Here is a 14,547-nt window from a genome sequence, read left to right as displayed (position 1 = left end):
CTCCGTTCCCGCGCGCGAAGGGCGCGATGGGCGTGCGGGCCGCGAAGGGACGGCACGGCTCCCGGCGAGGACGGCCGCCCCGCGCGCGTGGCCGGACCGCCCCCGCCGCACGCCCTAGATGCGCCGCCGGGCCTTGCGCGCCCTGCGCACCACCGCCGCGGCGCCGAGCAGCGCGACCGTGGCGCCCGCGGCACCGGCCGCCGTCGCGTCCTTGCGGCCCAGGCGCCGTCCCGCGACCGTGCGCCGGCCGGAGGCCTCTTCGAGCAGCTCCGCGAGGACCTCCTCGTTGGTCCACCGCGGCCGCCACCCGGCGTCGTGCAGCCCGCTGACGCTGACCACCCAGGGGTACATCGTGTACGCGAGGTCACCGGCCGGGGACGGTGTGAGACCGATGCGGTGCAGCCGGGCCGCCGCGCCGAGCGCGACCGCCGAGGGCAGCTCCATGCGCCGGATCCCGCTCAGCTCCTCGACCTCCTCCTGCTCCAGCCAGCCGTCACAGCCCACGGCGAGCTCGCCGTCGACCTTCTCCAGGACGGCGTACTCCAGAGCGCTGCACAGATCCTCGACGTGGCAGAACTGCCACGCGGGCCGCGAGCCGGCCACGACCAGGAGGCGGGGCGACTCGAAGTACCGGGTCAGGGCCGTGTCCGTGCCGCCGACCAGGGTCGCGGGGCGTACGACGGTGACGTTGAGGCCGGGGTGCGCGCGGGGCGCACGGCGGGCGAGCCGCTCGACCTCCAGCAGGTCCCCGACGCCGGTGGCCTCGGCGGTGGCGCGCAGTTCGGCGTCTTCGGAGAGGGGCAGTTCGTTGTCGGGCAGCGCTCCGTAGACCATCGCCGAGGTGCAGAGCACCACACGGTGCACCCCCGCGGCCGCGGCCGCGGTGAGGACGGTCTGGGTACCGCGTACGTTGTACGCGGTGCGGGCGGCGCCGTCGGTCTCCAGGTCGAGGTCGAGCGCCAGGTGCACCACGACGTCGGCGCCGCGCAGCTTCTCGGCGATCGCCGGGTCCCTGACGTCCAGGATGTGCCACTGAGCCTGCGAGCAGTCGCCTCGGCGCTCGTCGATGGCGATGACCTGCTTGATCTCCTCCGAGGCCGCGAGGCGCTCGGTCAGCAGCGCGCCCACCCCGGAGGCGGCGCCGGTGACGGCGACGACGGGCCCTCGGACAGGCGACGGGGTTGAGGGGTTTCGCGCTGCGCGAACCTGTGGATCTGGGGAACTCACCGGGCGTCTCCAGCGGTTGTCTTCAGTACGTACGCGAATGACGCGTACGTACCAGGTGGCATCCATCCTGCCGCAGGCCATGAGTCGGCGAAGCACCGAGGCCCGATCCCGTCACGGTGTCTACGCTGGGTGGTGTTGTAGCGCCGCCGCCGGAACGATACCGGCGGCCTGACGAGCCGAGGAATCCCGTGAGTGACACCCCATTCGGATTCGGCCTTCCGCCGGAGGAGCCGGAAGACGGCGACGAGGGCAAGAAGAAGGAATCCCCTGGACAGGGACAGGGCGGGGGACAGGGCGCAGGCGGCCCCGCGAACCCGTTCGGTTTCGGGTTCCCCGGAGCGGGCGGACCCGGCGGACCTGGCGGCCCTGGCGGTGACAATCCGTTCGCCGCGATGTTCGGCTCGATGAATCCGAACGACCTGGGTGCCGCCTTCCAGCAGCTCGGCCAGATGCTCTCGTACGAGGGCGGCCCGGTGAACTGGGACATGGCCAAGGACATCGCCCGCCAGACCGTGTCCCAGGGCACGTCGGACGGCACCAAGGACGCCAGCGTCGGCCCCGCCGAGCGCTCCGCCGTCGAGGAGGCCGTCCGCCTGGCCGACCTGTGGCTGGACGACGCGACGTCGCTGCCCTCCGGGTCCGGCACGGCCGTGGCGTGGAGCCGCGCCGAGTGGGTCGAGGCGACCCTGCCGGTGTGGAAGGAGCTCGTCGACCCGGTCGCCGAGCGGGTGGGCCTGGCCATGGGCGATGTGCTGCCCGAGGAGATGCAGGCCATGGCGGGCCCGCTGATCGGCATGATGCGCTCCATGGGCGGCGCCATGTTCGGCCAGCAGATCGGCCAGGCCCTCGGCGTGCTCGCGGGCGAGGTCGTCGGTTCCACCGACATCGGCCTCCCGCTCGGCCCGTCCGGCAAGGCCGCGCTCCTGCCGGTGAACATCGAGGCCTTCGGCAAGGACCTGGGCATCGACAAGAACGAGGTGCGGCTCTACCTGGCGCTGCGCGAGGCCGCCCACCAGCGGCTCTTCGCCCACGTCCCGTGGCTGCGCTCGCACCTGTTCGGCGCCGTCGAGGGGTACGCGCGCGGCATCAAGGTCGACACGGCCAAGCTGGAGGACGTGGTCGGCCAGCTCGACCCGCAGAACCCCGAGCAGCTGCAGGAAGCGCTCCAGCAGGGCATGTTCCAGCCGGAGGACACCCCCGCCCAGAAGGCCGCCCTGGCCCGCCTGGAGACGGCTCTCGCGCTCGTCGAGGGCTGGGTGGACGCCGTGGTGCACGCCGCCGCCAAGCCGCGTCTGACCTCCGCCGACGCGCTGCGCGAGACACTGCGCCGCCGCCGTGCCAGCGGCGGTCCCGCCGAGCAGACCTTCGCCACGCTGATCGGTCTCGAGCTGCGCCCGCGCCGTCTGCGGGACGCCTCGCGCCTGTGGGCCTCGCTCACGGACGCGCGCGGTGTCGACGGCCGCGACGGCCTCTGGGAGCACCCGGACATGCTGCCGACGGCCTCCGACCTGGACGACCCCGACGGCTTCGTGCACCGCGAGCAGCTGGACTTCTCCGAGCTGGACAAGATGCTCGGCGAGGCGGCCAAGGGCAGCGACGAGGGCACCAAGGACGGTAAGGACGACAAGGGCGAGACCGGCACCGAGGACGGCGGCAAGTGAGCCTGTACGACGACGCCGTCCTCGTACTGAAGGGGTACGACGACCAGCCGGAGTTGCGCCAGATCTATCTGGACCACCTGTCCGCACAGGGCGAGGCGGGCATGTGGAAGCCCTGCACCGCGGGCCATGTGACGGCGAGCGCCCTGGTGGTCGACCCCTCGCGCGGGCGCGTGCTGCTGACCCTGCACAAGAAGCTGCGGATGTGGCTCCAGATGGGCGGCCACTGCGAGCCGGGGGACGCGACGCTGGCCGCGGCGGCGCTGCGTGAGGCCACCGAGGAGTCCGGCGTCCCTGGCCTGACGCTCCTCGCGGGCGGCCCCGTCCGCCTGGACAAGCACCCGATCCCGGGCCCGTGCAACCAGCACCTCGACGTCCAGTACGCCACGCTGGCCCCCTCCGACGCGGTGGAGGCGATCAGCGACGAGTCACTGGACCTGCGCTGGTTCGCGTACGACGAGGTGGCGGACGTCGCCGACGAGTCGGTGGTACGCCTCCTGGAGGCGACGAGGGCACGCCTGTAGTCCAGGCGGGCCCCTGAAAGGGGCGCGGGGAACTGCGCGACCAGCCACATACGGCCCGCACACGGATCCCCGCGCCCCTCCTCCGCTCAACCTCGGCGGAGCGTTCAGCTCCAGACGTTGCCCTGGTTCTGCCCCCGGGCACCTTGCTGACCCATCCCGAACTGCGCCTGGGCGCCCCGCCCGACAATCGCGTTCTGCGGCGGCAGCATCTCGCTGGGCTGGACGAGCGCGTAGCCCTGTCCCATGAAGCTGAGCTCCCAGCCCTCGCCCGTGTTGCCGCGACGCCGCCACACGCCCGAGGAATGGGTCTGGGCCTGCATCTGGACGCGCAGGCCGTTGGACCAGGCGACGATCGCGTCGGCATCGGCGTTGACGTACCGGTCAGGGGTGACCTGGAGCATCAGCGGCTGGCCCGACGTCATCAGGGCGACCTTGCCGCGCCCGGTGATGTTGAGCTGGTACTTGCCCGACCCGGAGATGCCGTACTGGCTGTCGACGGCGATGACCTGGTGGGTCAGCGACGAGTCCATCGCGAGGACGTAGCTGCTGTCCACGGTCAGGCCGTCCTGCTCCACGTCCACCACGTGGATGTACTGGGCGAGGTTGGCGAGGTAGACCGTGCCCTGTCCGTGACAGCGCATGAGGTCCAGGCCCTCGCCGGTGTGCGCGCGGGCCCGCTGGTTGCCCCGGCTCTGGTACTCGGCGTCGAACTCCATCAGCCCCTGGTAGGCGACCATGGCGCCCTTGCGGGCCAGGACGTCGTCGTGGCCCTCCAGGGCGACCCGCAGCATCTGCGGGTTCTGGACGGAGTAGCGCTCCTGCGTCTGCTGTTCGGCATGCGCGAAAAGTGGGCTCTGCATGGTGTGTTGCTCCCCCTCAGCCCCGTGCTCGGAGACGGTCGGTGCTGTCCTCGCTGGGCTGTACGACGACGATGCCCTCTCCGGAGAAGCCCATCTGGTAGGCCTCGCCGCTGCCGCGCCCGATCAGGGAACCGGCCTTGAAGCTGCGCTTGCCCTTCACCTTGAGGTTCGGGGACCAGGCGATCAGGGCGTCCGGGTCGACGTACGTCTCGTCCTCGCCGCGGCCGCAGTCGACGACGATCGGGGTGCCCCTGGAGGTCAGCGCGACCCAGCCCTGGCCGGAGATCTTGATGTTCCACAGGCCCTGTCCGGCGAACTTGGCCATGCCCTTGACCCGCTCCACGCCCCACTGGAGGGAGGCGTCGAAGGCGAGCAGGTTGGTGCCGTTCACCGAGAGGGAGTCGCCCGCCAGGTTGATGACGACGACGTCCGCTCCGTAGTCGGCGAGATAGAGAAGGCCGTCTCCGGAGCACTTCATCAGGGGCGCGCCCTCGCCGGTCATCCACTCGCGCGCGACCTGACGGACGGCGGGCGGATTCGGCTCGTACTGCACGAACCCTTCGTAGGCGACCATCGAGCCCACGCGCGCGAAGAGGTCGTTGCCGGTCTGCATGGCGACCTTGACCATGTGGTGGCCGTGGTTCTCCATGCGCGCGGCGACGGGTGCGGGAGCGAAGCCCGCGAGCTGCTGCTGATTCATGACGGGCTCCCTCAGACCTCGTACGGCTGGACGACGATGAAATTGCCGGGCGCGCCACGGAACTGGAGGTTCACGCTCTCCCCCGTGGAACCCGCGTACGCGTTGCTGCGCAGCCGCACCTGGCTGGAAACGATCGCCTGTGCGGCGGCCGACCAGGCGACGACGGCGTGGCAGTCGGCGAACGTCGTCGGCGTCACGGGCAGCACGACGGGTACGCCGTGGGTCTTCACGATGACCGTGCCGGTGCCCTGGAACTGCATGACGAACAGCGCGCCACCGGGGATGCCGTGGCCCTCGATCCTGCGCACCTCGTGCTGGAGCGTCTCGTCGAAGGCGAGCACGTTCTCCGCGGAGACACAGATCGCGTCGCCCTGGAGTTCGATCGGGTGCAGATGCGTGCCTTCCTCGGCGAGGAAGACCTGGCCCCGGCCGGAGCACCGCATCAGCTGCATCTCCTGGCCGGTCGCGTTGCCCACGATGCGGCCCGCGAAGCCGGCGCCCTTGTAGCTGAACTCGACCTTGCCCTGGTAGAGCACCATGCTGCCCTGGCGGGCCAGGATCGGCTGGTCGGCGACGCCCAGGTCGACGCGGACCAGCTTCTCGTTCTGCTGCGTCCAACGCTGTCCGGTGGGGGCCTCGCGGTACTTCTGGAGGGCCGCGGCGACACCGGCGCCCTGCGGAGCGGCGCCCTGCGGAGCCCCGGCCTGGCCGGGGAACTGACCGCCCGGAGGCTGCTGCCCGTAGCCGGGCGGCATCGGGGCACCGGGCTGCTGGCCGTAACCGGGAGGCATCGGGGCCTGCGGCGGCTGGCCGTAACCGGGCGGCAGGGGCGCGCCCAGGCCCGGCGCCTGCTGCTGCCCGGGCACCTGGCCGAACTGCGGCTGCTGCGGGGGCTGCTGGCCGGGCTGACCGTACGGCGCGGGGGCCGGCGGGGGCGGCACGGTGCCACCGGGCGGCTGGTGCATCGGCGCCACGATCGTCTGTGCGGCGTGCACCGACGGGTCGACGGGCGCGGGAGCCGGCGGCGGCGCGAAGTGCTGCGCGGGGGCGGGCTCGGGCGCGGGCGCCGGGGCGGGCGCCTGCGGGGGCGCGGCCGCGGCCGGCGCACCGAAGGCGGGCGGCGCCGCGGCCTGCGGGGGCGGCGCGAAGGAGGGCGCGGCGGCCGCCTGCTGCGGGGCCGCGGGCTCTTCCTCCGCGACCTCTCCGCCGAAGTTCTTCAGCAGGGCGTCGAGCCCGCCGTCGAACCCCTGGCCGATCGCGGCGAACCGCCAGACGTCCTTCAGGTAGAAGTCGGCCAGCATGACGGCGCGCTCGGTGGAGAACTCCGCGCCACTGAAGGCGTAGCGGGCCACTTCCTCGCCGCCCGCGACGATGCGGACGTATCCGGAGGCGACCTGCGACATCTGCCCGGCACCGTCGATCGTCGCCGTGAAGGAGAGGCGCTGGATCAGCTGCGGGATGCGGTCGAGCGTGACCCGGAAGGACTCGGTGTCGCCGGCCTGGGCGCCCAGGAGCTGGATCGACTCCTCGGGCGACTTGGGCTGGTTGAAGAAGATGAAGTAACGGTCGTCCGAGAGCCGCTCGCTCGCGTCCAGGCCGAAGCAGCTGATGTCGAACGTCAGTCCGGGAGCAGCGATCTGTACACCTACGTACAGATCGGTCCCCGCGGTGAGGTCACTGATCTTGGCCTTGTGGCCGCGTTGGAATTCCCTGGCCATACGTAACGACCGTCCCCCATCCCGAATGTGAATGCGTCGCGTCAGGCTAACCGCAAAGTCCGACGGCGAGCCAAGCCGGTACAGACCCGCTACACAACGGGGAGATCCGGCGGACGTTCACTCCTCGCGGGCGGCCGGCAGATGGGGCAGCCGGCCGGCCGCGACCACCCCCTCGAGGTATCCCCGGGCCCGCTCCGTACGGGGGTAGGCCTCCAGAAGACGCCAGAAGCGAGGGCCGTGTCCGGGCACGAGGAGATGCGCCAGTTCATGGACGAGGACGTAGTCGACGACGTATTCGGGCATGCCCTGCAGCCGGTGCGAAAGGCGGATGCTGCCCTCCGAAGGGGTGCAGGAACCCCAGCGGGTGTTCTGGTTCGTGACCCAGCGAACGGACGCGGGTCTGGCCCGGCCTTCGAAGTACTGCTCGGACAGCCGCCCGGCGCGCTCGGCGAGCTCCGCGTCCCCCAGGAGACGCTTGCTCTCCTGCGCCGCGAGCTTGTCCAGCATCACGTTGACCCAGCGCTGCTCCTCCGCCTCGGACATCCGGGCGGGAATGAGGACGACGGTGCGGTCGCCCTCGCGGTAGGCCGAGACCGTTCTGCGGCGGCGTGCGCTCCGTCTGACCTCGACCGCGCTGGCACCTCCGCCGGACGACGGTGGACTGGTCGTGCTGCGCTGCGGAGTTCCGGCGCGATGCGCCGAGGTCTCCCCAGCGACGCGTGGGGACGGGTCGGCGGGCACGCCCCGACGTTACCCGCTGGACATGGGGGAAGTCCCGCCTCCGGGACGGTTCGGCGGGGTTCCGATCCCCGTGCGTTTGATTAGTACGACAAGCATCCCCTGCCTGTGGACAACGCGAAGCGGCGGTTCGGCGTGACGGGCATTCTGGCAATCGATCGACACGGCGGACGGGACGTGCCGAGCGGCCTACGGGGGACGACCATGCATCCGATCTTGAAGCCGGCGCTGCGGCGCGGCTGGCGTGACCTGAGCACCGTGCAGTTCGGGGTGGCCCCCGCGCACGCCTTGATGCTCGGCCCGATGGACACGGCGACGAGCAGCTTCCTGACCTTGCTCGACGGGACCCGCGGGCTGCCGCTGCTGCGGGCGGAGGCACAGCGGATGGGCCTGCCGGACGGTCACGTGGACCGGCTGCTCGGCGAGCTGTCCCGGGCCGGGCTGCTCGACGACTCGACGGGCGGCGGCTCCGCGGCCGCGGCTTTGCGCAAGCGGGGCGCGGTCATGGACCGGCTGCGGTCCGACCTGGCCTCCCTCTCGCTGCTCTCCCCCGAACCGGGCGAGGCGATCGACAAGCTGGCGGCACGCCGCTCCATGACGGTACGGGTGCAGGGCGCGGGGCGGGTCGGCGCGATGCTGGCATCCGTGCTCGCCGGGGCGGGCGTGGGCCGGGTGGACGTGCTGGAGGGCGGGCATGTCGAGCCGTGGGACGTGGCGCCGGGCGGGCTGCCCGCGGAGTCGATCGGCGAGCGCAGGGACACGACCGCGCGCCGCGTCGTGCGGCAGTGGGCCCCCGATCGTCCGCCCCGGGCACCGGGGGGCGAAGCGGCGCTCTCGCTCGTGATCGTCGCGCCCCGGGACGGACTCGCCGCGTACGCCCCGGACCCGGCCGCCGTCGAAGGGCTCATCGCCTCAGGCACTCCGCATCTCTACACCGGGGTGATCGAGGGCACCGCCGTGGTGGGTCCCCTGGTCCTGCCCGGGGCGACGGCGTGTGCGGGCTGTCTCTTCCAGCACCGCGCGGACCGCGATCCCACCTGGCCGCGGATGCTCGCGCAGTGGCGCTCGGGGCTCGCCCGGCAGGTCCCCTCCTGTGATCTGGCCCTGTCGACCTCGGCCGCGGGGCTGGCCGCGGGACATGCGCTCGCTTTTCTGGACGGGGTCTCGTCGGCCTGCGCCGGCGCCCGCTGGGAGGCGTCCGTGCCCGGATTCGAGTGGCACTCTCGTCCGGTTTGGCCCCATCCCGCCTGCCCCTGCGGAGCGGGTGTGCGCAATAAGGGGGATCAGGCCACCGTGGACCGAGAGCCGCACGACACAATGGCCGGGTAACCGCCTGACAAGGCGCGGCTGTCTGGGACTTGGAGGGGCGCATGTCTGATCTTCCCCGGAAGGCGGTCACCCGTACCGCCAAACTGGCCGCGCTCCCGCTCGGCTTCGCGGGGCGCGCGACCTGGGGGCTCGGCAAGCGGATCGGGGGCAAGTCCGCGGAGATCGTCGGGCGTGAGCTGCAACAGCGCACGGCGGAGCAGCTGTTCAAGGTCCTCGGCGAGCTGAAGGGCGGGGCGATGAAGTTCGGACAGGCCCTGTCCGTCTTCGAGTCGGCGCTGCCCGAGGAGGTCGCGGGTCCCTACCGCGCGGCGCTCACCAAGTTGCAGGAAGCGGCGCCCCCGATGCCGACCCGCACGGTCCACGCGGTGCTCGCGGAGCGCCTCGGCGAGGACTGGCGCGATCTCTTCCTGGAGTTCACGGACAAACCGGCGGCGGCCGCGTCGATCGGCCAGGTGCACCGGGCCGTCTGGGCGGACGGGCGCGAGGTGGCGGTCAAGGTCCAGTACCCGGGCGCGGGTGAGGCGCTGCTGTCCGACCTGAATCAACTGAGCCGGTTCGCCCGGCTGCTGGGCCCGCTGATTCCGGGCATGGACATCAAGCCGCTGATCACGGAGTTGCGCGACCGGGTCTCCGAGGAGCTCGACTACGGCCTGGAGGCACAGGCCCAGCAGGCGCACGCGGAGGAGTTCATGGACGACCCCGATGTGGTCGTCCCCGCGGTGGTGCACCAGAGCGAGCAGGTCCTGGTGACCGAGTGGATCGACGGGACGCCCCTGTCGGAGGTGATCGCGGACGGCACGCAGGAGCAGCGCGACCGGGCGGGTCAGCTGCTGGCTCGCTTCCTCTTCTCGGGCCCCGCGCGTACCGGACTGCTGCACGCCGACCCGCATCCGGGCAATTTCCGGCTGCTGCCCGACGAGAAGAGCGGCTGGCGCCTGGGCGTCCTCGACTTCGGCACGGTGGACCGGCTGCCCGGCGGGCTGCCCGTGCCCATCGGCGAATCGCTGCGGATGACGCTTGAGGGCGAGGCCGACGCGGTCTACGAGATGTTGCGCGAGGAGGGCTTCGTCAAGGAGACCGTCGACCTCGAACCGGACGCGGTGCTCGACTATCTGCTCCCGATCATCGAGCCCATGCTGGTCGACGAGTTCACGTTCACGCGCGGCTGGATGCGCAGCCAGGCGGCCCGGGTGGCCGACCCCCGCTCCCCCGCCTACCAGTTGGGCAAGCAGCTCAACCTGCCGCCGTCGTATCTGTTGATACACCGCGTGACGCTGAGCACGATCGGGGTGCTGTGCCAGCTGGGCTCGACGGTGCGGATGCGGGACGAGCTGGAGGAATGGCTGCCCGGCTTCGCCGTGGAGTCTGAGGCCGAGGCTGAAGCGGAGGAAGAGGACGGGGCGACGGACGAGACCGCGGCAGGTCAGGAGAGCGACGCCGCGGCCGAGGCCTGAGCCATCACCGGTCGCCTCTGGTCACCACCGGTCACCACCAGGGGGAATCCAGGCGCCCCTCGATGGCTCTGATGTTGTCGCGCGCGCACGCGTCGCAGAAGTAGTGCCGGGCGCCGTTCTCCATGGAGCAGGTCCAGGTCGGCGGCGCGCCGTCGGCGACCGTGCCGCAGCGGGAGCACACGAGATTCTCCGTGCCCGCATTCTCCGTGCCCATGGGCTGAGGATTCTGCTGGTCCACCCGGCGACCATAACGCCGCGCGGGGACGATCGGTGAGCGCAACGCACCGCGGGGGCCGGTCCGTTCGGACCGGCCCCCGCCTGCATCTGTCGTGTCACTGAGCCGCTCGGCGGCTCCTACTGCATGACGGCCATGGCGAGCGCGCGCCGGGCACGCATCGACGCGCGCTCAGCGCGGCGCTGCATGCGGCGGGCCGCCATGAGGCGCTCGGCCGGGCGCTGGGCCTCGGCCTCACGCATGCGTTCGTGCATATGCGCACGAGCCATGGCTTCTGGGATGAGTTGCATCTCTCGGGTCCTGTTCTGGCGCGAGGTGTTCGCACCGGTGGTGGTGAAGTCTGTGATCGCAGAGCCGGCGGGCTCGCTGGTGGCTGCCTTCATCGGGGCCTGCTTCTGGGGGTCGTGCGTGAGGGGGCGATCGATCGTTCCGGCGGTGCTCATGCGACGACCGGGTTCTTGCGCGGACGGCCACGCGGCCGCTTGCGGGCTACGACCACGCCCTGCACGAAGAGCTCGCCGCCCCAGACGCCCCACGGCTCACGCCGCTCCTTGGCGCCGGCGAGGCAGGCCTCCATCAGCGGGCAGGTACGGCAGAGGGACTTGGCGTACTCGACATCGACCGGCGACTCGGCGAAGAAGACCTCCGGGTCGTAGGCACGGCAGGGAACGGGTACGCCGAGGTTCTCGATGGCGTCGTCGAGCGCGGTGAGCGCGGTGAGGGGAGTCAAGGTCGGGTCCTCCGTGGGTGCTGCGGGCGGGGGGAGCGTCTGTGAAGGCGGTACGGACGGGGCGTGCGCTTCGAGTTGCACGGTGGTGTTTTCCTCGTCTGGTCGTGCCGGCCTGGGTCGGCCGGTTGGCGGCTGGTACCGGGTCTTGCTGTCGGCCCCTTCACGCTGTTCTCCCTGTTCTGGGGAAAACAGAAGGGCCGCGGATCCCGGGTGGGGTTCCGCGGCCCTGAAGGCGCCGGTCTGATCGAGGATCAGACTGGATCACTCCAGGGTTCGAGCCCACGGAAGGCCCACATCGTGTGGTGCTGCGTCGTCTGCTTCCGGAATCCGGCACCGGCTGCCGCAAAGGCATAGGCCTGAGCCTGCGCCTCCGCTACTGCTGCTTCCGGTGCCTTGGTCGGTCGCTCATTGCCCTCATTGGCCTCGACGATCGGGAGACCGGCGAGAGGCAGGGCGGGGGACATCGGACGGGTAGCGGGGATGCCGCCGGACAGACCGGTGCCCTGGTTCGAGAAGCCGAGCAGGCAGGAAGCGACGACCGAGCGATCGGTCATTTTGACGGTGCTGATGAAGCTCTCGTTGATGCTGATCACTGGAATTCGCCTCCTCTCGGCGTCTAGGGGATCGGCGAGCCGATCCTGCGGACTGTCAAGTACAGCACGGAACCGGGGCTTCGGAGAAGCCCGCCGTTTCCGTGTTAAGAACCTATGGGTCTTCCTTGCGCATGCGCAAACTATTTTTTCGACGAGTTTGAATCATTCTTCATCGGCGCCCCTTACAGGCTCTTGACCTGCGCAGATGGCGAGGACGTCGGCTCCGAAGCGGTTGAACTTGCGGACGCCGACGCCCGGGATCCGGGCCAGCTCGCCCTCGTCGTCCGGCACGGCCTCCGCGATGGCGATCAAGGTCTTGTCCGTGAAGACGCAGTACGCGGGCTGTCCCAGGCGGCTCGCCTGGCCCGATCGCCACTCCCGAAGACGTTCGTAGAGTCCTTCGTCCATGTCGGAAGGACAGTCTTCGCACCGCATGAGCTTCATCTCGCCCGCCTCGGTCAGCGTCCGGCCGCAGACGCGGCAGCGAGCCGGGGTGCGGTTCTTGCGCTGCCGACGGCCCGCGACGGCGGCCGGGCCCTCGCCGCCGCTGCCGCGCTCCACGCCGCCGGGGCCGCCGCCCGCGGACCGCGCCGCCGCGCCCGCCCCGGAGCCCGGTCGCAGGCCGTCCAGGAAGCGGGTGGGGCGGCGGCTGGGGCGGCCGCCCGGGGAGCGGGAGAGGGCCCAGGACAGGGAGAGGTGGACACGGGCGCGGGTCACCCCGACGTAGAGGAGCCGGCGCTCCTCCTCGATCTGCTCGTCGGTCTTGGCGTAGGTGATCGGCATCATGCCCTCGGCCAGGCCGACCAGGAACACGGCGTCCCACTCCAGACCCTTGGCCGCGTGCAGCGAGGCCAGCGTGACGCCCTCCACGGTGGGCGCGTGCTGGGCGTTCGCCCGCTCGTCGAGCTCGGCCACCAGGTCGGCGAGGGTCGCCTCCGGCTTGGCCCGCGCGAAGTCCTCCGCGAGGCGCACGAGCGCCGCGAGGGACTCCCACCGGTCCCTGGCCGCCCCGGAGCCCGCGGGCGCCTGGGTGGTCCAGCCCTTGGTGGAGAGCACGGCCCTGACCTGGGAGGGCAGATCGACCACGTCGTCCAGGAGGGCGTCGTTGCCGCCGAAGCGGGCCGCGCCGCGCAGGGCCGCGCCCGCCTCCCGCACCTCGGTGCGCTCGAAGAACCGCTCGGCGCCGCGCAGCTGATAGGGCACTCCTGCGTCGGCGAGCGCCTGTTCGTAGATCTCCGACTGCGAGTTCGTACGGAAGAGGACCGCGATCTCGCTGGCCGGGACTCCGTCGGCGAGCAGGGCGCGGATGCGGCGGGCGGCGCCTTCCGCCTCGGCCGGCTCGTCCGCGTACTCCACGTAGACCGGCTCGACGCCGGAGTCGCGCTGGGAGATCAGCTCCAGGCGGTGGTCGGCGGCGCGGCCGCGGGCCTGGGAGAGCAGGCCGTTGGCGAGGTGGACGACCTGAGGGGTGGAGCGGTAGTCACGGACCAGCTTGACGACCGTCGCTCCGGGGTGGCGGGTGCGGAAGTTCAGCAGGTGGTCGGGGGTGGCACCGGTGAAGGAGTAGATCGTCTGGCTGGCGTCGCCGACGACGCAGAGGCTGTCGCGCTCGCCGAGCCACAGCTCCAGGAGGCGCTGCTGGAGGGGGCTGACGTCCTGGTACTCGTCGACCACGAAGTGCTGGTACTGGCTGCGGATCTGCTCGGCGATGTCGTGCCGGTCCTGGAGGATGCCGACAGTGAGCAGCAGCACGTCCTCGAAGTCGATGACCGCGCGGTCGCGCTTGAGGTCCTCGTACGCCGCGTAGAGCTGGGAGATCTCGGCCGGGTCGCGCGGGACGTCACGGCCGGACTTGGCGGCGGCCGCCGCGTAGTCCGCGGGAACCGTCTGGGTGACCTTGGACCACTCGATCTCGCTGGTCAGGTCCCGCAGCTCGTTCCTGTCGAGGCGGATGCGGCAGGCGGCGGCCGCGTCCGCGACGAGTTTGATCTTGCGGTCGACGATGCGGGGCAGTGAGCCGCCGACCGCCTTCGGCCAGAAGAACTGGAGCTGGCGCAGGGCCGCGGAGTGGAAGGTGCGGGCCTGGACGCCGGAGGCGCCGAGCTGGCGCAGCCGGCCGCGCATCTCCCCCGCCGCGCGGTTGGTGAAGGTGACGGCCAGGACGCTGGCGGGCTGGAGGATCCCCGCGCGCACGCCGTAGGCGATCCGGTGGGTGATCGCCCGGGTCTTGCCCGTGCCGGCACCCGCGAGGACGCACACCGGCCCGTGCAGGGCGGTGGCCACCTCGCGCTGCTCCGGGTCGAGCCCGGCGAGCACCGCGTCGGCAGAGTCCGGGACCTGCGGGAAGAGGGTGGAATGCGTTGCTGATGTCACCCCGCCATGCTGCCAGGTCGCCGGGGGCGGGTGAGCCGGTTGTCCACAGGCAGGCAGTGCCGGTCGTACTAATGCGGGAATGGTGGCCGGGTCGCGTACGTTTCGATTGATTGCGAAGAAGCACCCCGCGCGATGAAGGAGCACACTAGAGATGCCGGGCACTGTGACGATGTACAGCACCACGTGGTGCGGCTACTGCCGCCGCCTCAAGGGTCAGATGGACCGCGAGGGCATCACGTACAACGAGATCAACATCGAGCACGACCCGGACTCCGCGGCCTTCGTCGAGAAGGCGAACGGCGGAAACCAGACGGTTCCCACCGTCCTCTTCCCGGACGGCTCCACGCTCACGAACCCCTCGCTCGCGCAGGTCAAGCAGAAGCTGGCCTGAGGCCGCGGGCCTCGGAC

General features: G+C 71.4%; 15 protein-coding genes. 5 read left to right on the top strand and 10 right to left on the bottom strand.

From position 1 onward, the window contains the following. Positions 1-114: 114 nt before the first annotated feature. Positions 115-1,227, bottom strand: a complete 1,113-nt coding sequence (locus ACIO9J_RS08050) for an SDR family oxidoreductase (protein ID WP_401994343.1) — start codon at positions 1,225-1,227, stop codon at positions 115-117. Positions 1,228-1,415: 188 nt separating this feature from the next. Between ACIO9J_RS08050 and ACIO9J_RS08045 the strand changes: the two genes are divergently transcribed. Further along, positions 1,416-2,888, top strand: a complete 1,473-nt coding sequence (locus tag ACIO9J_RS08045; protein WP_401994340.1) for a zinc-dependent metalloprotease — start codon at positions 1,416-1,418, stop codon at positions 2,886-2,888. Beyond that, positions 2,885-3,409 carry an NUDIX hydrolase gene (locus tag ACIO9J_RS08040; protein WP_401994337.1) on the top strand — a complete coding sequence of 175 codons (525 nt, stop codon included), beginning with the start codon at positions 2,885-2,887 and terminating at the stop codon, positions 3,407-3,409. Before ACIO9J_RS08045 ends, ACIO9J_RS08040 begins: the two co-directional genes overlap by 4 nt. 104 nt (positions 3,410-3,513) lie before the next feature. Here ACIO9J_RS08040 and ACIO9J_RS08035 read toward each other — a convergent pair whose 3' ends face one another. The 4 genes from ACIO9J_RS08035 to ACIO9J_RS08020 form a co-directional block, all read right to left on the bottom strand. Further along, on the bottom strand, positions 3,514-4,269 hold the full coding sequence (locus tag ACIO9J_RS08035) for an AIM24 family protein (RefSeq protein WP_401994334.1): 756 nt from the start codon (positions 4,267-4,269) through the stop codon (positions 3,514-3,516). Between the two features lie 16 nt (positions 4,270-4,285). Next, the gene (locus tag ACIO9J_RS08030; RefSeq protein ID WP_401994331.1) at positions 4,286-4,969 is read right to left on the bottom strand and encodes an AIM24 family protein; all 684 of its coding nucleotides are present in this window, start codon (positions 4,967-4,969) and stop codon (positions 4,286-4,288) included. Positions 4,970-4,980: 11 nt separating this feature from the next. Next, on the bottom strand, positions 4,981-6,687 hold the full coding sequence (locus ACIO9J_RS08025) for a TerD family protein (RefSeq protein ID WP_401994328.1): 1,707 nt from the start codon (positions 6,685-6,687) through the stop codon (positions 4,981-4,983). 117 nt (positions 6,688-6,804) lie between these two features. Next, positions 6,805-7,428: a M48 family metallopeptidase gene (locus ACIO9J_RS08020; protein ID WP_401994325.1), complete on the bottom strand. Its 624-nt coding sequence runs from the start codon at positions 7,426-7,428 to the stop codon at positions 6,805-6,807. Between the two features lie 201 nt (positions 7,429-7,629). On the opposite strand from ACIO9J_RS08020, the gene ACIO9J_RS08015 reads away from it, so the two are divergent. Both ACIO9J_RS08015 and ACIO9J_RS08010 read left to right on the top strand, forming a co-directional pair. Then, positions 7,630-8,754, top strand: a complete 1,125-nt coding sequence (locus ACIO9J_RS08015; RefSeq protein ID WP_401994322.1) for a ThiF family adenylyltransferase — start codon at positions 7,630-7,632, stop codon at positions 8,752-8,754. Between the two features lie 41 nt (positions 8,755-8,795). Further along, positions 8,796-10,208, top strand: a complete 1,413-nt coding sequence (locus tag ACIO9J_RS08010; protein ID WP_401994319.1) for an ABC1 kinase family protein — start codon at positions 8,796-8,798, stop codon at positions 10,206-10,208. A 31-nt stretch (positions 10,209-10,239) separates the two neighbouring features. Here ACIO9J_RS08010 and ACIO9J_RS08005 read toward each other — a convergent pair whose 3' ends face one another. The 5 genes from ACIO9J_RS08005 to ACIO9J_RS07985 form a co-directional block, all read right to left on the bottom strand. Continuing rightward, positions 10,240-10,422 carry a hypothetical protein gene (locus tag ACIO9J_RS08005; protein WP_401994316.1) on the bottom strand — a complete coding sequence of 61 codons (183 nt, stop codon included), beginning with the start codon at positions 10,420-10,422 and terminating at the stop codon, positions 10,240-10,242. Between the two features lie 140 nt (positions 10,423-10,562). After that, positions 10,563-10,886, bottom strand: coding sequence for a hypothetical protein (locus ACIO9J_RS08000; protein ID WP_401994313.1), 324 nt, complete (start codon positions 10,884-10,886; stop codon positions 10,563-10,565). Further along, positions 10,883-11,254: a WhiB family transcriptional regulator gene (locus tag ACIO9J_RS07995; RefSeq protein ID WP_401994310.1), complete on the bottom strand. Its 372-nt coding sequence runs from the start codon at positions 11,252-11,254 to the stop codon at positions 10,883-10,885. The genes ACIO9J_RS08000 and ACIO9J_RS07995 overlap by 4 nt, the downstream gene beginning before the upstream one ends. Positions 11,255-11,424: 170 nt before the next feature. After that, entirely contained in the window at positions 11,425-11,766 is a 342-nt protein-coding gene (locus tag ACIO9J_RS07990; protein ID WP_401994307.1) for a hypothetical protein, read from the bottom strand. Positions 11,767-11,928: 162 nt separating this feature from the next. Beyond that, a complete protein-coding gene (locus ACIO9J_RS07985; protein ID WP_401995897.1) occupies positions 11,929-14,196 on the bottom strand; it encodes an ATP-dependent DNA helicase UvrD2 in 2,268 nt (755 codons plus the stop codon). A 94-nt stretch (positions 14,197-14,290) separates the two neighbouring features. On the opposite strand from ACIO9J_RS07985, the gene ACIO9J_RS07980 reads away from it, so the two are divergent. Continuing rightward, positions 14,291-14,530, top strand: a complete 240-nt coding sequence (locus tag ACIO9J_RS07980) for a mycoredoxin (protein ID WP_344522160.1) — start codon at positions 14,291-14,293, stop codon at positions 14,528-14,530. Positions 14,531-14,547: the final 17 nt, after the last annotated feature.

The sequence above is a fragment of the Streptomyces sp. NPDC087300 genome (genome assembly GCF_044744425.1).
In the GTDB taxonomy this organism is placed as follows: Bacteria; Actinomycetota; Actinomycetes; order Streptomycetales; family Streptomycetaceae; genus Streptomyces.
The sequence above is the reverse complement of the archived record's forward strand: the minus strand, read 5'-3'. Positions and strand labels throughout refer to the sequence as shown.